Raw genomic sequence first — 18,197 nt, forward strand, 5'->3', positions numbered from 1 at the left:
CCGTTAGCGTTTAGACGCTAACGGCGGCATGGGCATCTCTTGCGGAAAGAATGGGTGTGTTGTTTAACAGTGGCCACTCAATCGCAAACTCGGCACAATTCCAAGCAAGTACATACTCATCATCCGGCGCATAATAATCGCTACAACGATATAACACATCAGCATACTCACTTAACACATAAAACCCGTGGGCAAAACCAGGGGGGATCCACATTTGCAAATGGTTATCTGCAGAAAGAATCCTGCCAACCCATTTGCCATAGGTCGCGGATTGTGGCCGAATATCGACGGCAACATCAAAAATACTGCCAGCACACACTCGGACTAATTTGCCCTGCGGATATTGTTGCTGGTAATGCAATCCACGCAATACATGCTGCTGCGAGCGACTATAGTTATCTTGCACTAACGCTGGCGCTTCAAATCCGCGACTCAGCAAGCACTCAGTAAAATATGCTTGCCGAAAGGTTTCCATAAAAAAGCCTCGCTCATCGCCAAATACCTTAGGTTCAAAGATAAGTACTTCAGCCAGCTCGGTTTCAACGCACTTCATTAAACACCTGTTTATTTAATAAGCCTAAAAGATACTCACCGTAGCCACTTTTAAGTAAAGGTTGAGCTAAGGCAGCTAGCTGCGAGGCATTAATCCAGCCACAATGGAATGCCACTTCCTCCGGGCAATTCACTTTCAAGCCCTGTCGTTTCTCAATAGCGGCAATAAATTGGGTCGCTTCAGCCATCGCATCGGGCGTGCCAGTATCCAGCCAAGCGGTCCCCCGCCCCATGATTTCAACCTGCAACTCCCCAAGCAGCAGATACTGATTGATCACATCCACAATTTCTAGCTCACCTCGCGCAGAGGGAGCAACCGTTTTAGCCAGTTGACTGGCTCTATGATCAAAGAAATATAAACCGGGAATGGCATAGGAAGAGCGGGCTGCGCGCGGTTTCTCTTCGATGGAAATGGCTTTGCCATTAGCATCAAACTCAACGACGCCATAAGCATTAGGATTCGCCACATGATAGCCAAATACGGTGGCGCCAACGGCTAACTGGGTCGCCTTTTGTAAGTTGGTGTTAAGTTGCTGGCCATAAAATAAGTTATCGCCAAGAATTAACGCACAGGAGTGGCCAGCAAGAAAGGGTTCAGCGATGATAAGGGCCTCAGCTAATCCCCTTGGTGAAGGCTGTACAGCATATTCAAGCTGGATCCCCCAACGCTGACCATTACCCAGTAATGCCTTAAAAAGTGGCAAATCATTAGGAGTACAAATAATCAAAATGTCTCTAATGCCCGTCTGCATCAGAGTCACCAATGGGTAATAGATCATTGGCTTATCGTAGATAGGCAATAATTGCTTACACACAACCTGCGTCATCGGATAAAGGCGAGAGCCTGTACCACCCGCCAATAGAATGCCTTTTCTCATTGATATATCGAGGATTAGTGGATTGAATTAAGGCACAGATAGTAGCATATAAATACAAGCTAAGCGCAGCGCGGCCAATGGCTTACGAGAAAAAGCAGAACGTTGCTATGCGACTTATAGGTTCTAGGTTTTAGATTCCGCTTTATTTCTCAGGAAGTTGTATTTCGACTTTTACGCCTTGGTTAGGCGAAGAGGTCAGAATAATACTGCCATGGAGCTTTTGGGTAACCAAATTGTAGATAATTGACATTCCTAAGCCTGTGCCGCCATCTTTGCGAGCGGTGGTAAAAAAAGGCTCAAAGGCTTTCATCTTGACCTCATCAGTCATGCCGACACCATTATCTTGATAACTCATGCAAACGTTCGCGCCTTGCTGTTCAACTCGGATAGTAATTTGTTTATCACCAGCAAAATTGTCAGGAAACCCATGCCGAAAGCTATTGGCAACTAGATTGGTAAAAATTTGTGCTATTGCCCCAGGGTAAGACTCGATGAAAATTTGGTCATCAAGGTCAACGGTTAAGGTGATATTCTTCTTACGCATTAATGGCCTTAATGAGCTAAAAATCTGGAAAAGATAAGCCTTTAAATTAAATCGCTCACGTTCAAGTACCGACTGATCCGCTGCGGTCCGCTTAAAGTTGTGGACTAACTCCGCTGCTCGCGCCAAATTTCGCTCTATCAGTCCCAAACCATCTTGCATCGTATTGATAAAGTTTAAAAACTTATCTTCGTCGAGTTCATTTTGCTCAAATGTACTTTTTAACAATGCGACCTCATCTAAACAATGAGTTACTGAGGTCACAGCAATCCCCAAAGGCGTATTGACCTCATGGGCAACCCCTGCCACTAAACTTCCTAACGCTGCCATTTTCTCATTTTCAATCAAATGATGTTGTGTCGAACGTAAATCCGCCAAGGCGGTTTCCAATTCTTGAGTTCTTAATTCAACTTGCGCTTCCAAATCCGCATTAATGGCTTTTAATTGCTGCTGATAATCTAAAATTTCCCTTGCACTCATTGCACGACCAAATAAATCGGCCAAGGCGGAAGCAAAGGCTTTTTCATCGCGGGTCCATTCTCTTGGCTCACCTTGATGTTCAGAACAAATAATTCCCACCATCTTACCGCGATGACGGATAGGGCTATCTAATATGGAGGTAATACCATTAGGCACTAAGTAAACCTTTACAAACTCATGGGTAGCTCTATCGGTTTGAGCCTGATTAGCCACTATCGCTCTTTCATTATCTAATAAACTGAAATAATAAGGATAATCAGCACGCGTTAAGACAAAGGCTTCTTGTCTTTGCATATTATCGAGCAGGTAAAAGCAGTGCATACTTTGATGATCTTCAGTCCATAACCAAATACTGGCACGGCTGATGTTTAAGCCTTGGCACACTGAAGCAACAATGAGTTGCGATGCCTCAGCTAAATCGCCACCATCAATAATTGAAGAGCGACTCACGTCAAATAAAATCCTATCTAACATCCGCGTCATAATGATGGAGTTCTCCGCGTGGCTTCACCAGACATTGAAATCTGACAATAGCTTCAGTGGCCAATGCTTATGCAAGAGTCTTAAGTACTAACCTTAAAGTGATAGTCTTTAGTATAGATTCTATCTACAAACTCACTAGGTAGATTACTCTACAGAATAGCATTTCAGCGCATCTCGTTCCCCCAGCTTAACTGCGACAGCGCCATATTCTCGGATTTAACACTATAGCAATGAAGCCGTAAGCGCCGCTGAAATTAAGCTCCCAAATGCCATATCGAGCATAGCCTTAAGGCCTTTAATATGACCCCTTACCATAGTAAATAAGTTTGGTGCCATCGTAGATGGCGGTTATCATCCCTAATATCAATAAATCAGAGGCTTGAGATGAATATGCAACGTCCACTCTTTACTATCGCCTTAGTCGCAATCATGGCAACCGCTTGCAGCGATCCGCAACATGCAACAGATCAAAACTCCACAGCCAATACAGAAACTCAAAAGACCATCCCCCTTGGTGATACCAGCCAAAATGCACTCGATTGGCCAGGCATGTATGAAGGTGTTTTACCCTGTGCGAGTTGCGAAGGTATTCAAACCACGCTAACGCTACTGGCAGATAACAGCTTTGAATTAAAAAGTATTTATTTGGGCAAAGATGAGAGCATCTTCAAGGTGGCAGGAAAATTTGACTGGGATGGCAAGGGCTCAAAAATTACTTTATCCGATGGCAGTAAATACCTCGTCGGTGAAAACCAGCTATTTATGCTAGATAACGAAGGCAACCGGATCAGCGGCGAACTGGCTGAGCACTATATATTGAAAAAGAAAGGGATGTAAAAAAGAGCATTGCAGCGTGACAGTGAGAAGTTGAGTGCTCCATCCAGCTAGAACGCTGTGATTCTAAATGCTAAAGCAAGCTTGTCAGCGTCCTAGATTCTCACATCAGTGGTTACTCAAAATTAAAAGAGTTACTAAGACATGAACCCAGATATCCAAATTATCCGCTATCAAGACTGTGAATCGAGTTTATGGAAAAACGGCGGCGGTAGTACTAAACAACTGTTAATATCGCCAAAGGATGCTGACCTAACTAACTTTGATTATAGGATCAGCATTGCCACCATTTCGAGCAACGGTCCCTTCTCACCATTTCCTGGCATCGATAGACAGTTGTGTATCTTGGAAGGCGAAGGCGTAAAGCTGATGATGTCTAATAATGCGGCTAAATCAACCGAGTTAGTACTCCGCCCAAACCAACCTGCATTTTGTTTTAGCGGCGAAACTAAGATTGAAAGCCAACTCTTAGATAAACAAATTATCGACTTTAATGTGATGATCAAACGCGGCAAGTATCGCGCGCATATTGAGCGGCTGGAGTTGAATGGCTCGTTAAACCTTACGTCCTATGAAACCAGCCATGACGATAAGGTTTATCAAACAAAAAAACTGTTCAACAACGAGTTGCAACAATGGCTACTTTGCCTTGAACCAATGTGCTTAGTTTATCAAGATCAAATGATCCAACTTAAGCGTTACGACATGGTGCAATACCCACAAGCCCAAAATTCAACAGCACAATCGCCAGAATTACGGCTCTTAGAAGTAATAACTCCCGAAGCAAACCGTTCAAACAAGAGACAATCAACAATTAAGCAAACCAAAGCAGATAACCAGCATCCACTAAACCATACTCAAAGCCAGGTGCTGCGTATCGTTATAGAAAGGAGATAGACGTTAGAAGCTAAGCTCTAGTGCTTAAGCTAATACCGTTCTAAAAGTTGATGCAAAATACGCCACCGCAGGTGTTGGCATCGGGCCAATTAATGCCACATTAACCCCCGCAGCTGAAAAACCAGCTTCCATTACCGATTCCAGCATATACCCACTAATGCGGGTATCTTTACCAATCAACACTTCTTTCGTGCCAGTTGATGCCAGCACAGTACCTGCCGCCCAACCTAACTTCATTGCAAAATCAGGCGTAATCGGGAATTCACCTACCTTGCCACGCACACCATCAGTACCAAAATACATAAAAACGCTAAATGACAAAAAAGCCAAATCGGTAAGGATTTGGCTTTTAAAATAATACTATATATTTCAAAATCTAAACGACACAAGATATTGAATTAAGAAACTAACGTCACCACTTTTGGTTTAGTTTCAGCAGATTTTGATAACTTTTTTTGCTGCCAAACTAAATCACAAATACCATCTGTTGGTGCAAATCCAGTAGGCGCAGCAAGTAAAATCTCTCGAATTGCCTCATGGTTAAACTCATGGCAGGCATTATCTAAACGATTAAGAATCAGCTCTAATTCAGCCCACGGGAGATAGGTTTCATTGGCGGTCATAATCCGTTCATGGTCTGTACCTGTCACATCATCGCCAATCAGTAGCTCTTCATACAGTTTTTCACCTGGGCGAAGACCTGTAAACTCAATCGCAATATCACCGTTAGGATTCGTTTCATCTTTCACGTCATAGCCACTTAAGCGGATCATTTTTGCAGCTAAATCAACAATTTTGACGGACTTACCCATATCAAGCACAAATACATCGCCCCCCTTACCCATTGCGCCAGCTTGAATAACCAATTGGGAGGCCTCAGGAATCGTCATAAAAAAACGGGTGATTTCAGGATGAGTAACTGTAACTGGGCCGCCGTTAGCAATCTGTTTACGGAATAACGGCACAACCGAACCAGAAGACCCCAACACATTGCCAAAACGCACCATACAAAAACGCGTTTGATGATCCTCTTTTGATAATGCTTGTAATGCCAGTTCCGCCATACGTTTGGTTGTCCCCATCACATTTGTAGGGCGTACCGCTTTATCTGTAGAGACCAAAACAAAGGTCTCAACCTTCGCAGCTATCGCAGCCCTTGCTGTGTACAAAGTGCCAAAAATGTTGTTACGAACGCCTTCAACAACATTATGCTCAACTAATGGTACATGCTTATAAGCTGCTGCATGGTAAACCGTTTGTACTTTAAACGCCTGCATCACTGCTTTAACACGATTTTCACGCTGAACAGACCCCATCATGGGTAAAATTTCGACATGAAGATTCAACTCTTGAGCAGTTGCAATCAGCTCGCGTTCAATGGAGTAAAGTGCAAATTCAGATAACTCAAACAAAACGAGTTTGTTAGGTTCTTGCTTAAGGATCTGCCGACACAACTCTGAGCCAATAGAGCCGCCAGCACCAGTCACCATAACGACTTTGCCTTTTATATTTGCGGCTAATAAATGCTGACGCGGGGCAACAGAGTCACGGCCTAATAAATCTTCAATTTCAACTTCTTTAACGTCACTAAATAACTTATCACCACTGACTAAATCAGCCATCGCTGGCAATGTCATCACCTTGACAGTAAGGGGCTCAAGTTGATTGATAATCTCTTGCCTGCGAGAACGTGAAGCACTTGGCATAGCTAACAACACTCGTGCAGTCGCTTTTTGCTTGATCAACTTCCGTAATTCCAGCGGCGCATGCACATGAAGGCCTTGTATTACGGTACCTTGCAACGATTCATCATCATCAACAAAAGCAATTGGATGGTATTCATGGCTTTGCGCTAGCGCAATTGCTGTTTGTCGGCCGCTAACACCGGCACCATAGATCACAACAGGTTCACCACGTCTGCTCATCCCTGCCCCAACTAAAGACCGCATAAGCGAGCGCGCCCCGCCAACAAACACTAGCGCAAAGGCAGCATAAATAAAGGGAACAGTACGAGGTAAATCAACGCTGCCATAATAGGCTAGTAAAACAAGGGCAATAGTGGAAATACCGACACCCGCAACAATCGCGGTAAAGGCTTGCGAGCCAATATAGCGAAGTACAGCGCGATAAAGGCCCAACCGAACAAAACCAGCGATACTAATGGGGATGGTTAATGCTATTAGCCCCCAATATTGGGCCTTGAGTAAAACTTCGACAGAGTCTAAGCGCACTAATAACGCAAACCAAAAGGCAAACAGCAGAAAAACAGAGTCAATTGCGACACTGACAACACGCTTTTGTGAACGTTTTAACGAGAATAAAAACTGCAAAAATTCCATCTTTTGCTCCAGTTTCTTTAGAAAATACATAAAATTAGATACTAACTATATAAATCAATTTGAAGGCTCTAAATCCTTAGCGGAGATGAGTATACATGAGATAATGAGTTTCAGCTAAATAGAAACATGAAGTAACTAACTTGGCTTAACAGCATCACCACTGCCACTGCCAGTAGCCGTCATCAGGATGTACTTAAAATAACGACCTAAAGTTAAGGTTTCGATCATTTGCTTGTCTGTCTGGGCTAGCAGCTGAGGTGTAGACATATCAATATTTTGCACTTGCGCTAAACCAGTGACACCAGGTAAAACATCATATACCCCTAACGCATCACGCTCAGCAATCAATTCCTCTTGATTAAATAAGTTTGGCCGTGGGCCGACTAAACTCATCTCACCTTTTAAAACATTAATTAATTGTGGTAACTCATCAATTTTGCTTTTACGCAAAAAACCACCGAATTTAGTAATTGCAGCATTGTTAGCAAGATGGCTTGCAACGGATGCGGTATCTTTACTCATTGTACGAAACTTGACCAAGTTAAATGGCTTTTTATGTTTACCAACACGAGTTTGGATAAAAATCGGTGAGCCAGTATCAAACAGACCAATAATAGTGACGATGAACAATATTGGCCATAACAATAACAACCCGAAGAATGCAATGAGAAAATCAATTAAACGAATCATGTTCTACCATCATTTAGTTTTTTGCTTGAAGAAAAGCTTGCGCTGTTTGTTTGAACCCTTCCTGCAGGGTCTGAGGTGGCTTCCAATCCAAAGTGTCTTTGGTATGAAAAATATCAACCTGCAATGAACCCGTTAATCTATCTACAACATCTGATTTATTAAATAGTTTACCCACAAATTTATAACACCAAATGGGTATAGGTAGTTGCCAGGTAGGCTTACCTAGTGCCTTTGCCATTTCACGAACCATTTCAGAGGTCGAAACATCATGGTCATCAGAAACAAGGAATACTTGATTAGCCGCTTTAGGGTGATTAATACAGGTAATAATTAAATCAACTAGATTTGTTACAGACACCAAACTGCGTTTATTTTGAGTAATACAACCAAATGGCAACGGAATTCCACGTGAAACTAAATTCATCAGAGATGCGAAATTAGCTTTTACACCAGGACCATAAACTAAAGTTGGACGAATAACAACCAACTCCATACTTGTACCAGTCACCAAATTACGCAACCCTTCTTCTGCAGACTGCTTTGAGCGGCCATAGTCATCTTCTGGTGCATACTTGGATGAATGGTAAATGGGAAAACTATTAGTTGTAGATTCCCCATTGACCTTAACTGAACTGATAAAAATAAAGCGCCTTACCCCTGCTGCAAGCGCTTGACGTGCTAAATTAAGTGTTCCTTCTACATTGACTCCCCAATAGATGTCGTCAGCATAAACAGTTAGCTTCATAACATGCGCCTGTGCAGCACAATGAATAACAACATCAACATCAGCCAAAGCGTGGGCATAATTCGCAGCAGCACTAATCTCACCCATCACATGAGTGCTCACTTGAAGACTGGGATCTGCAACACAGTAAGCGTTCACATCAACTGGTACACAGCGACCATAAGTACGGATAGCCAAATCAATATCAGGTTGATGCATTAACTGCTTCAACAACGCATTACCTACAAACCCGGTTGCACCGGTTAGTAAAATCATATTTTCCCTTTACGTTATCAGTCACTACCAAACAAATCGCGGCTATATACTTTATCAGCAACATCAGCGAGTTCATTAGACATACGATTAGATACAATCACATCAGCTTTCGCTTTAAATTCAGCAAGATCAGTAATAACCATAGAGTGAAAAAACTCAGACTCATTTAATACGGGTTCATAGATGACAACCTCAATTCCCTTAGCCTTAATACGCTTCATTATGCCTTGAATACTTGAAGCTCTAAAGTTATCGGAATCGGCCTTCATGATAAGTCGATAAATGCCAACAACTTTAGGATTACGACTTAAAATAGAATCCGCGATAAAATCTTTACGCGTAGTGTTCGATTCAACAATCGCGCCAATAATACTATTAGGTACATCAGCGTAATTGGCTCTAAGTTGCTTGGTATCTTTAGGCAAACAATAACCACCATAACCAAAGGAGGGGTTATTGTAGTGATTTCCAATACGCGGATCTAAACACACACCTTCAATAATTTGACGAGAATTTAAACCATGTGTCTCAGCATAGGTATCAAGCTCATTAAAGTAAGCTACACGCATCGCAAGATAGGTATTAGAGAATAATTTAACCGCTTCAGCCTCAGTAGAATCAGTAAATAACACTTGAATATCTTTTTTTATTGCACCTTGAACTAATAAATCAGCAAATACCTTTGCGCGCTCGCTGCGCTCACCGACAATAATCCGTGATGGATGCAAGTTATCGTAAAGCGCTTTCCCCTCACGCAAAAACTCTGGCGAGAACAAAATATTGTCGCACTGGTATTTTTGCTTAACCTTGGCAGTAAAACCAACCGGTACTGTGCTTTTAATCACCATCACCGCCTTAGGGTTAATGGCTAACACATCTTGAATAATCGACTCGACTGAAGATGTATTAAAGTAATTAGTTTTAGTATCATAATCTGTTGGTGTAGCAATAATCACAAAATCAGCATCTTGATAAGCGAGTTGCTTGTCCAGTGTCGCAGTTAAATTGAGTTCGCGTTGAGCTAAAAATTCTTCAATTTCAGCATCGGCAATCGGAGATTTACGATTGTTAATTAATGCAACTTTTTCGGCAATCAAATCGAGCGCCACAACGTAATGATGCTGGGCTAATAAAATTGCGTTGGACAGACCAACATAGCCGGTACCAGCAATAGCAATTTTCATTAATGACTTCCTTTTTTATATCTATTTTAAATCCGATAATGACGGCTATGATAGGCGATGAAAATCAGCGCCCTTGCTTAACATGGACTTTAGGTAACTAAAAGACACCATCATCTTAAGGAGTTCAAATGATTTCAAATAAACTAATATGTTATTAGTGCTATCTTGTATCAATAAGTAAGATTATTCATCAGAAAGGTAGAATTGGCTCATTCATTTACTTATTGATACAATGTGGTCGCAAACCACCATTATATATAAAAGTATGATATGTAATTACTGATCACATTCACTAATTAAAAAACCCATATAGTTTTATACATCTCAACATTTAAGATCAATATTATTAATTATTAAAAAAAAGAAAGCAATTATTAATAATATAAAGAATTAACTAATGCCAACTTATAAATACCGCAATCTTAATATTACCCCTCATAATTTCAACACCTACTTAAAGCACAATTATTTACAAAGTCTGAAAAGCATACCCCTTATTAATAAGAATAACAAATAGAATTAAAACCTTGTATTACTCCAATATTTTTTCCAAAATAAAATCCGCCCCAAAAAAAGACTGATACTTATATTCCACATAACTTTCACAAGAGTAATTTTCAATATTATTGACAACATCCTCAATAGAATACAAAACTTGACAAAAATTATTTATTTGAAGGTACCTTGCTAAATCAAGTTGATGTTTATCACTACGTTCCGTATTTGGTATGACCATTATTGGAATTCGAGATACTAAACACTCGAAAACAGTACCCGCACCACAATGAGAAATTATCAAATCGAATTCATGATATAAATTTGCCAAGTTGGGAATAAATCTTTCAAAGGTGTGTTTCTTAGGGATATACTTCCCTTCTCCAATTTGAAAAAGCACATCAAAGTTATTTGGATTGAGGGAGCAATCCAAACTAGTGATTAACGAATCATAAGAACCACTTCCAACAGTAACTAATATTTTCATAATCGACCTAAATAAATAGAATCTGGATAAACCTTTAGTAACTCTTCATTCTGAACTACAAAAACATCAGCAACTCTACTCATAATCAATCCTGTAAAGGTATTATTGTAAAACATACAACCAGTCTCAAAATAAATAACCTTACAACCGAATAATAACTTCATTAATATGGAAGGTAGTATACATAATCCAGGGCCTGTAGACAAAACTGCGGAAATATTATACTTCCGACCTATTTTTATGGAATTAATTATGCAATAAGTAAATGATGACAGTGCCATGTAAACCGTTTTAAGTTTGCTGTTTTTGTGCCTTACGTCAATCAAATGATAGCTATCGACAATAAGATCATCATCAATAACTTCTCCTAAATGAACAGCTGAAATCCCCTTAGCAACCAACCCTGGTTTGAGATGAGATAATAGCCTTTTCATTTCATAACGGTGACCACCAGTACCATTAATGATTAATATACTTTTAGAGTTCATTATTTCTAATACTTACCTTTCTCACAAATTGACCTAGTTCTTCAGAAAGCAAAATACTATCATATTTTTTTACTTCATTCAAAAGTGAACAATGTGCTAACTTATACTCTTTATCAGACAAATAATAATATTCTAATATTAAATCCTTTAAACTTTCAGCATCTCCAGTTTTAAAAAAACCAATATCAGAAAATTTATATATATCAGAAACCGGCTCAATTTTACTAACTATAGCAGGTATTCCTGAGGCCATAGACTCAAGCAACACCAATCCTAAACTTTCTCTGTGCGTTGGAAAAATAAAATAATCAAAACTACGAAAAACTGCAGGAACCTGTTCATATGTAATTGAACCGTTGACTATGATTAGCTTTGAATTGACAGAGTTACTTGCACGCTCGCGTAGTTGCTGAAACTGAGCACCGCTACCAAAAAATCTAAACTCAGCTTGAATGTCACTTGGTAAAAGGTCAATCGCGTCAACTAAGTCTTCCCAGCCCTTCCCTTCTTCAATTCGTCCTACATAGCCAAAAACTACATTTTCACCACGTCTTTCATTTATTGATTTTGGTTTAAAAACACGAAGATCAACGCCTCCTGAATACGAAATATATGATTTAGATTTCAAATTAAGCATTGGATATCTTTTAATCATTTCCTTTAAAAAATACTCACTTGGCAAGACAATACCAATAGCATCGTTCAAAAGGCGCTTATTCGAAAAAGCTAGTAATTTGTGGATTGCACGCTCCCCAACCAAATCATCGCCGTGTATGTTTATAATAAATCTTGTTTTTTTCCCAAAAAAAGAAGTTAAAAAAATTGGTAACGTAGAGATAGTAAGATAGTGAACATATATAACATCATATTTACTAAATAAAATTTTAAAGATCGCTTTCAAAAAAAATTTTATATATCCAAAAAATTTTCTAAAAAAATGACTATGCTTTGTATCAAGCACAACTTTTTCTATACCGAAGCCCTGATGTTTTAGCTGGTCGTAATTAGTTTTTACAAATGTACCGTAACTAGGAGTTTTAGACCCAGGAAACATATTTGAAATAAACAAAATTTTCATCATTACACAATCTCAAATTAAGCAAATATTGCAAAAAACTATTAATTATCATACTAAATATTTTTTAGCATACCCGTAGGACAATGTTAAACTGATGAGAGGTAATAACATCCCTGATGTTAATACATGCCCTGCTGTTGTCGAGGCAAAAAGAATCAACATAAACATAAATCCAGCAATGAATTTCTCTTTTTTAGGAAGAAGGTGAGTAACGTAGTAAGAAAAAACAATATAAAACAAATGAACAAATAACATCCATAATACTCCGTTCCAGATTAATATGTCAGCAAAATCTATTTCTACCGATTTAACTTTATAAGCAGCATAAGAACTACCTACACCAAAAACATAATCCATTAGAGTAAAGTTATCTATCAATACTTCTTTCGCATTTAACAACATTACGTCTCTACCAGACAGTATTAAATATATTATGCCACGTTCTTCGTAAACATAAGTTAGTATATCGAATCTTTTTTCCAGTAATGAAATCAATACAAAAATCGAAACTAACGTCAGAATAGCGAAGATAAACACAACCAAAAACTTAGTGAGCCTGCTAAAATGGAGATAATAAAAAAACATTAAAACGCTAATTAAAAACACACTCAATAGGGCAGTTTTGGTTCCAATAGAAGCAGCTACAATTAGAGCCAAAAATATCACCGAAACTTTTTTAGTTTTGCTCTCAAACGAGAATACAACGAAAGGGAAAATACACATCAATAATGCCCCCAATTCGTTACCAGCATAAAAATATCCTTTAAACCCCATATGTCGAACAATAGAGGCCAAATTGTTTCCATAAGTTGTTAAACCAAATCCCAATATACCGCTCAGCACGCTAAATGAGATCACTAAAAAATTTACTATAAATACTTTTTTTATTATGAGGAAATGAAGATAAGTAAGAAGACCACGCGTTTGATAGAAAGCCAAAACTGAAAATATAAAAATTGCATTTCTCATCAGTACAGCGACATCCTCACTGAAAGATATTGTATAGAAGCTAGATTGATAAAATAATCCAAGCAATAGAAATAAAGCCACATTAATTGCAAAATAATTTTTAATTAATATAGGAAGTAATAGCAATAAAATATATGCCTTGTATAACTGAGATAATGGGATACCTATACCATGAAAGGAAAAGTATCCATTCATTACGTCAATTAAACAAAATGGTAGAAAACTATAAAATATCCAAGTAAGATACTTTGAACTGATATACATCAAAAGTCGCTCATATTTTCTTCAAATTTTGCATTGTATTTGGTAATATATGAGTCTAGATCAGATATTTTTCTGGCTGGATTACCACCATAAACACCACTTTCAAAAATAGACTTTGTAACAACACTCCCGGCAGCAACTACTACGTCATCGCAAATTTTGACTCCAGGCAAAACTGTTGAATTGTAACCAATGAACACTCTATCACCTATTGTGATTTTTGCTCTGTAACTTCGGCGAGAATAAGGTAAGCACGGGTGTAAACCATTATTTAAAGCAGAAATAAATAATGTAGGAGATGCATCATGTCCTAAAAAGGTCACTCCAGTACAGGTGCAATTATTGCCAATAATAAATTCATCACCTTTGGAAGACGTCGAGAAAATACAATTTATTATTATCGAATCCTTTCCGACCAAGACATTCCTTCTCTTAAGGCTCTCAATACTTAATTGATAATATCTTATCTTAAAATAATTAACGTTAACCAATCGTGATAATAACTTAAAAAAAAACAAATTTAATCTAAAAATCACTTTTCAACCTCAACTAGTTCAATATATAACTTTAACCAAGAGTACTTTTCCAATATATAATTTCTTAAATCAACTCTAAATGTATCAATTTCTCTCAACGACTTACTAGCCCTTAGTATTGCATCAGCATAAGACTTCTCATCAAGTGAATTAGAGTAAAATCCAAAACAATCCAAAATATCGTTAGTTGATGTATCAACTATAGATTTATGGAATCCAACAGTTGGCAAACCACATGCACTAGCCTCTAATATTGTTTGCCCAAATGGTTCATATAATGAAGGCAAAAGAAAAATATCAGAGTTATTGTAATAAGTTTCAGGAGTCATTGTTTTTGGATGAAAAAGAACTCGACTAGTTAATCCTAGTTCTTCTACGATATGCTCTAATCGCCCCCTAGCAGGACCATCGCCAACAATATCCAAAGTAAAATTTAAAGGAAGATATGAAAGAGACTTAATTGCTAAATCAATACCTTTTGCCGGAACTAATCTGGACAAAATGAGCAAGTTAACTTTATTTTCAGTATATTCACGAGAAACTAACCTAAACCTATCTTGATCGATACCTGGTGAGACCATTATAGGTTCTAATTTTAACTTGAGTGATTGCAATTGTTCTTTCATTGACTCACTAAAAATATAAACTTTAGACAACTTCAAAGCTAAACTCTGAATAACACATTCTAATTTGAATGAAATAGCATTGAATTTGGCAGTATTGTCTTTATTATTTTGATATTTTACAACTCCGGGTACCAGATAGCGAATATTATTAAAACCAGCTATTTTCGCAAAAATGACATTCCAATGATATCTAGCTATTACAGTATACTGCTCCTTATTTTGAATTGATGCATAACACTTAATAGCAGAATACATATGATACAAAATAGAAAGAAATTTACTTTCGATAGATTTTTTTGTATTATATCTTATAATAGTAACATTTCCATTAATTTCAATATCAGTTGCTAAATGCTCACCGCCATCAACGATATTACTCGAAATAATAAAAATATTATCGCCGCGTTCAGAACCAACCTCTGATAGTGATCTAAGTGAGTTTTCTATACCACCAATATTTGGCAAATACAAATTACTGGTTAAAATGACTTTCAACAATTTATCTCCGCATTAACATTAATCACTAATTAATGTATTTACTAAATTTCTGGTTAAATCTAAATTCTTATCACGGTGCCAATTTTTCATAACTAAAAGCTTATTATTTATTGACTCTTCATGACTAAGGGGTTCAAGTTTAATTTTATCAACTCTTTTATTAGAATCAATTTCACTCACAGAAACCCCAAGATCTTGCAAATGAGAATATAACGGGTTTTTTTTATTAAGAAATAATTTGGAACCGTTACACAATAAAGATAAAACATTCCCAACGGCCTGCTGCCTTAATTGGTTCATAAAAACAAACCCACAAGAATTTAAAATTTTAAAATATTCATCTTTCTCCAAAAAATCACATAAAGGTTTAAATTTATCACCAAATAGTTTATAACCCTCATTAATCACAACCTTTGAATACTCTAAATCGCCATAACTTAAAGGGCAGTAAATGTATCTATCCTTAATATCGTAGTTATTTACTAGATTAATAAACATATCAATATGGTTATTTTCTGGAGTAGCACTATTGCCAACTAAGATGTGCTGCGGATCACCCTCTGTTTTATCATTACTAATTAAATAATCGTCTTGAATATTTCCATAATTCCATTCAACAAAGCTAAAATCATATTTCACAGCATTTGCAAGATAAAACTCTATTTCCAAAACAGGGGAAAAATAGTTAATTTTATTATAAATCTCAGAATAATTTATAACTTTCTTACTAAAAAACAATTTATTTAAGGAATTCTGAAATCCAATTCGATAACTTGTAGATACTTTTCTAATGATATTTCTCAAAGAAAATTTGTTTTTTGCTTCATGCATCGCAGCAATTGTATGAGCTAAGTACAACCCATTTTCATAGTGGTCAGCTAGCAAAGTTGAATAGTAATCGTATCCCCATCCAACCCAAAGAGTCTTTACTCCACTAGGCAAAACATCAAATATTGAATAAAACTTAGGGTTGAGTGAATGAAACACCACTGCTTTGATATTATTTTCACGGAATAGTTTTTGGTAATCGTTAATAGTGCATTCAAATGGAATAAATGTTTTTATATATTTAAGCGTATATCCTTCTTTAGGAATTGTATATATTGAAGTATTTGGACTTACCGTTTCAAAATCTCGATATGCCATATCTAAGAATTTTTCATCTAACATGACATGTAAAATTTTTGACTCTAACATTTATGTTCACTTTTAATCAACGAACTTTCTAAAGAAACAATATTATGGCTTCTTTTTCTTACTTTTCTAATTGGTGTCCCTACATAAACATTAAAAGGTTCACAATTCGAGTTAACAAAACTTAAAGAACCAATAGCAACTCCATCTGCAATATAAACGCCAGGAATTATGACAGTTCCAGAACCAATAATCACATGTTTACCTATAGTAACATCAGCATTTGTGACATTAGTAAACTCTTTAGGCACCATAGGATTTGTCATATACTCACCAGTGTAATCATCATTACTAGAATAGATGGCAACCTTAGAGGAAATATTGCAAAAATCAGCCAACTTTATTTTACCTGCCCCAATTAACGAGCTATACACAGCGATATGGATATAACTACCGATTTCAATACCGCCCTCGCCTGCCGATAGCACACAAAAATCATCAATTCGGACATTATTACCTATCTTGATGCGGCTAACACCATAAATTGAGGCCTTGTCAGAAATCAATACATTAGTACCCAGTTCAGCAAAACCCATCATTCTTAATTGTTGCTCAGTAAGAAAAGCCATATGTTAATTCCATTTAATTACCTTAATAACCTGTTGCTGCTGTTCAATAGTTAGCTCATTGAAAATAGGCAAACATAATACTTTTTCAGCCAAGGCATTAGCCAGTGGTAAATGCACAGTATCGGCAGTTGCTAAACCCCGATACATAGGCATATTGCTAATAAGCGGATAAAAATAACGGCGCGATAAAATACCATGGGCTTTTAACTTTTCGTATAGCTCATCGCGGCTGAGTGGGTATTCTGCCTCCACTATGATAGGGAAGTAAGAGAAGTTGCTATTAGCATTGAAATCATGCTGATACAGGGTAATGCCAGTTACCTCAGCAAGCTCACTGCGGTAACGCGAATCGACGGCTTGGCGCTGCGCCATAGCATCATCAATATGTTTAAGCTGCACTAAACCAAAGGCGGCATTAATTTCACTCATTTTACCGTTAATGCCAGGCGCTGTTACTGTAAGCTCATCTGCGATACCAAAGTTTTTTAAGCGATCAATACGCTGCTTGGTTTTGGCATCAGGGCTGATGATCGCTCCACCTTCAAAGGTATTAAATACCTTGGTGGCGTGAAAGCTTAAAATCGACAGGTCACCCCATTTAAGTAAACTTTCACCCTTATATTTCACCCCAAAAGCATGGGCCGCATCATAAATTACCTTAAGGCCATAGTTCTCGGCAATTTTTTGAATAGCCTCAACATCACACGGATTGGAGTAGCAATGCACCGGCATAATGGCGGTGGTGCGCGAGGTAATCGCTGCTTCTATCTTGGCAGGATCAATATTAAAAGTGGTTGGATCAATATCAACAAACACCGGCTCTAGACCATTCCACATGATTGAATGGCTGGTTGCCACAAACGAATAGGGGGTGGTAATCACCTCGCCGTGAATGCGCATCGCCTGCAATGCGGTGATGAGCGCAATAGTGGCATTATTAAATAAAGATATATATTCAACCCCTAGAAAATCGCAAAGCTCAGCCTCAAGCTGTTGATGAAATGGACCATTATTAGTTAACCAGCGATTATCCCAAATTTGTTCAAGATAAGGTACGAACTCGCTTAATTCTGGCAAAAATGGCTGAGTGACTGGGATTGTTTTATTCGTCATAT

General features: G+C 37.9%; 18 protein-coding genes and 1 pseudogene. 2 read left to right on the forward strand and 17 right to left on the reverse strand.

Translation table 11 applies throughout. The features are described from left to right. Positions 1-10 precede the first annotated feature (10 nt). The 3 genes from rfbC to HG547_RS10055 form a co-directional block, all read right to left on the reverse strand. Positions 11-553: a dTDP-4-dehydrorhamnose 3,5-epimerase gene (gene rfbC, locus HG547_RS10045; protein WP_169547769.1), complete on the reverse strand. Its 543-nt coding sequence runs from the start codon at positions 551-553 to the stop codon at positions 11-13. Continuing rightward, positions 540-1,430 carry a glucose-1-phosphate thymidylyltransferase RfbA gene (gene rfbA / locus HG547_RS10050; protein WP_037420491.1) on the reverse strand — a complete coding sequence of 297 codons (891 nt, stop codon included), beginning with the start codon at positions 1,428-1,430 and terminating at the stop codon, positions 540-542. Before rfbA ends, rfbC begins: the two co-directional genes overlap by 14 nt. 142 nt (positions 1,431-1,572) lie before the next feature. Continuing rightward, positions 1,573-2,934, reverse strand: coding sequence for a GAF domain-containing sensor histidine kinase (locus HG547_RS10055; RefSeq protein WP_169547770.1), 1,362 nt, complete (start codon positions 2,932-2,934; stop codon positions 1,573-1,575). Between the two features lie 390 nt (positions 2,935-3,324). Between HG547_RS10055 and HG547_RS10060 the strand changes: the two genes are divergently transcribed. After that, on the forward strand, positions 3,325-3,771 hold the full coding sequence (locus HG547_RS10060) for a copper resistance protein NlpE (RefSeq protein ID WP_037420570.1): 447 nt from the start codon (positions 3,325-3,327) through the stop codon (positions 3,769-3,771). Positions 3,772-3,912: 141 nt separating this feature from the next. Then, positions 3,913-4,665 carry a HutD family protein gene (locus tag HG547_RS10065; RefSeq protein WP_169547771.1) on the forward strand — a complete coding sequence of 251 codons (753 nt, stop codon included), beginning with the start codon at positions 3,913-3,915 and terminating at the stop codon, positions 4,663-4,665. Positions 4,666-4,704: 39 nt separating this feature from the next. Here HG547_RS10065 and glmM read toward each other — a convergent pair. From glmM to vioA, 14 genes and pseudogenes are all read right to left on the reverse strand, one after another. Next, positions 4,705-4,968 (reverse strand): annotated as a pseudogene (gene glmM / locus HG547_RS10070) (phosphoglucosamine mutase); the annotation flags it as partial. 95 nt (positions 4,969-5,063) lie between these two features. After that, positions 5,064-7,004 (reverse strand): nucleoside-diphosphate sugar epimerase/dehydratase, encoded by a 1,941-nt coding sequence (locus HG547_RS10075; protein ID WP_169547772.1) that lies wholly within the window; start codon positions 7,002-7,004, stop codon positions 5,064-5,066. 135 nt (positions 7,005-7,139) lie between these two features. Then, entirely contained in the window at positions 7,140-7,694 is a 555-nt protein-coding gene (locus tag HG547_RS10080) for a sugar transferase (RefSeq protein ID WP_169547773.1), read from the reverse strand. A 13-nt stretch (positions 7,695-7,707) separates the two neighbouring features. Beyond that, positions 7,708-8,694 (reverse strand): SDR family oxidoreductase, encoded by a 987-nt coding sequence (locus HG547_RS10085; protein WP_169547774.1) that lies wholly within the window; start codon positions 8,692-8,694, stop codon positions 7,708-7,710. A 17-nt stretch (positions 8,695-8,711) separates the two neighbouring features. After that, complete coding sequence (locus HG547_RS10090; RefSeq protein ID WP_169547775.1) at positions 8,712-9,878, reverse strand: nucleotide sugar dehydrogenase; 1,167 nt, start codon at positions 9,876-9,878, stop codon at positions 8,712-8,714. 532 nt (positions 9,879-10,410) lie between these two features. Then, positions 10,411-10,860 carry a PssE/Cps14G family polysaccharide biosynthesis glycosyltransferase gene (gene pssE / locus HG547_RS10095; RefSeq protein ID WP_169547776.1) on the reverse strand — a complete coding sequence of 150 codons (450 nt, stop codon included), beginning with the start codon at positions 10,858-10,860 and terminating at the stop codon, positions 10,411-10,413. After that, positions 10,857-11,348 carry a PssD/Cps14F family polysaccharide biosynthesis glycosyltransferase gene (pssD, locus tag HG547_RS10100; RefSeq protein ID WP_169547777.1) on the reverse strand — a complete coding sequence of 164 codons (492 nt, stop codon included), beginning with the start codon at positions 11,346-11,348 and terminating at the stop codon, positions 10,857-10,859. The genes pssE and pssD overlap by 4 nt, the downstream gene beginning before the upstream one ends. Next, complete coding sequence (locus HG547_RS10105) at positions 11,338-12,429, reverse strand: glycosyltransferase family 4 protein (RefSeq protein WP_169547778.1); 1,092 nt, start codon at positions 12,427-12,429, stop codon at positions 11,338-11,340. The genes pssD and HG547_RS10105 overlap by 11 nt, the downstream gene beginning before the upstream one ends. A 45-nt stretch (positions 12,430-12,474) precedes the next feature. Next, entirely contained in the window at positions 12,475-13,659 is a 1,185-nt protein-coding gene (locus HG547_RS10110) for an O-antigen ligase family protein (RefSeq protein ID WP_169547779.1), read from the reverse strand. Then, entirely contained in the window at positions 13,659-14,195 is a 537-nt protein-coding gene (locus tag HG547_RS10115; protein ID WP_169547780.1) for an acyltransferase, read from the reverse strand. The genes HG547_RS10110 and HG547_RS10115 overlap by 1 nt, the downstream gene beginning before the upstream one ends. Further along, positions 14,192-15,319: a glycosyltransferase family 4 protein gene (locus tag HG547_RS10120; RefSeq protein ID WP_169547781.1), complete on the reverse strand. Its 1,128-nt coding sequence runs from the start codon at positions 15,317-15,319 to the stop codon at positions 14,192-14,194. The genes HG547_RS10115 and HG547_RS10120 overlap by 4 nt, the downstream gene beginning before the upstream one ends. Before the next feature lie 18 nt (positions 15,320-15,337). Then, a complete protein-coding gene (locus HG547_RS10125) occupies positions 15,338-16,516 on the reverse strand; it encodes a TDP-N-acetylfucosamine:lipid II N-acetylfucosaminyltransferase (protein WP_169547782.1) in 1,179 nt (392 codons plus the stop codon). Next, on the reverse strand, positions 16,510-17,082 hold the full coding sequence (locus HG547_RS10130) for an acyltransferase (protein ID WP_169547783.1): 573 nt from the start codon (positions 17,080-17,082) through the stop codon (positions 16,510-16,512). The genes HG547_RS10125 and HG547_RS10130 overlap by 7 nt, the downstream gene beginning before the upstream one ends. Positions 17,083-17,085: 3 nt before the next feature. Then, positions 17,086-18,195 (reverse strand): dTDP-4-amino-4,6-dideoxy-D-glucose aminotransferase VioA, encoded by a 1,110-nt coding sequence (gene vioA, locus HG547_RS10135; protein WP_169547784.1) that lies wholly within the window; start codon positions 18,193-18,195, stop codon positions 17,086-17,088. Positions 18,196-18,197 lie beyond the last annotated feature (2 nt).

Origin of the sequence: Shewanella sp. DNRA4, assembly GCF_012843185.1 — a bacterium.
Classification (GTDB): Bacteria; Pseudomonadota; Gammaproteobacteria; order Enterobacterales; family Shewanellaceae; genus Shewanella; species Shewanella xiamenensis.

What these genes read in the sequence shown, in the direction of transcription:
- rfbC (WP_169547769.1), bottom strand. Translation starts at nt 553, where the DNA reads ATGAAGTGCGTTGAAACCGAGCTGGCTGAAGTACTTATCTTTGAACCT.
- rfbA (WP_037420491.1), bottom strand. Translation starts at nt 1,430, where the DNA reads ATGAGAAAAGGCATTCTATTGGCGGGTGGTACAGGCTCTCGCCTTTAT.
- HG547_RS10055 (WP_169547770.1), bottom strand. Translation starts at nt 2,934, where the DNA reads ATGACGCGGATGTTAGATAGGATTTTATTTGACGTGAGTCGCTCTTCA.
- HG547_RS10060 (WP_037420570.1), top strand. Translation starts at nt 3,325, where the DNA reads ATGCAACGTCCACTCTTTACTATCGCCTTAGTCGCAATCATGGCAACC.
- HG547_RS10065 (WP_169547771.1), top strand. Translation starts at nt 3,913, where the DNA reads ATGAACCCAGATATCCAAATTATCCGCTATCAAGACTGTGAATCGAGT.
- HG547_RS10075 (WP_169547772.1), bottom strand. Translation starts at nt 7,004, where the DNA reads ATGGAATTTTTGCAGTTTTTATTCTCGTTAAAACGTTCACAAAAGCGT.
- HG547_RS10080 (WP_169547773.1), bottom strand. Translation starts at nt 7,694, where the DNA reads ATGATTCGTTTAATTGATTTTCTCATTGCATTCTTCGGGTTGTTATTG.
- HG547_RS10085 (WP_169547774.1), bottom strand. Translation starts at nt 8,694, where the DNA reads ATGATTTTACTAACCGGTGCAACCGGGTTTGTAGGTAATGCGTTGTTG.
- HG547_RS10090 (WP_169547775.1), bottom strand. Translation starts at nt 9,878, where the DNA reads ATGAAAATTGCTATTGCTGGTACCGGCTATGTTGGTCTGTCCAACGCA.
- pssE (WP_169547776.1), bottom strand. Translation starts at nt 10,860, where the DNA reads ATGAAAATATTAGTTACTGTTGGAAGTGGTTCTTATGATTCGTTAATC.
- pssD (WP_169547777.1), bottom strand. Translation starts at nt 11,348, where the DNA reads ATGAACTCTAAAAGTATATTAATCATTAATGGTACTGGTGGTCACCGT.
- HG547_RS10105 (WP_169547778.1), bottom strand. Translation starts at nt 12,429, where the DNA reads ATGATGAAAATTTTGTTTATTTCAAATATGTTTCCTGGGTCTAAAACT.
- HG547_RS10110 (WP_169547779.1), bottom strand. Translation starts at nt 13,659, where the DNA reads ATGTATATCAGTTCAAAGTATCTTACTTGGATATTTTATAGTTTTCTA.
- HG547_RS10125 (WP_169547782.1), bottom strand. Translation starts at nt 16,516, where the DNA reads ATGTTAGAGTCAAAAATTTTACATGTCATGTTAGATGAAAAATTCTTA.
- HG547_RS10130 (WP_169547783.1), bottom strand. Translation starts at nt 17,082, where the DNA reads ATGGCTTTTCTTACTGAGCAACAATTAAGAATGATGGGTTTTGCTGAA.
- vioA (WP_169547784.1), bottom strand. Translation starts at nt 18,195, where the DNA reads ATGACGAATAAAACAATCCCAGTCACTCAGCCATTTTTGCCAGAATTA.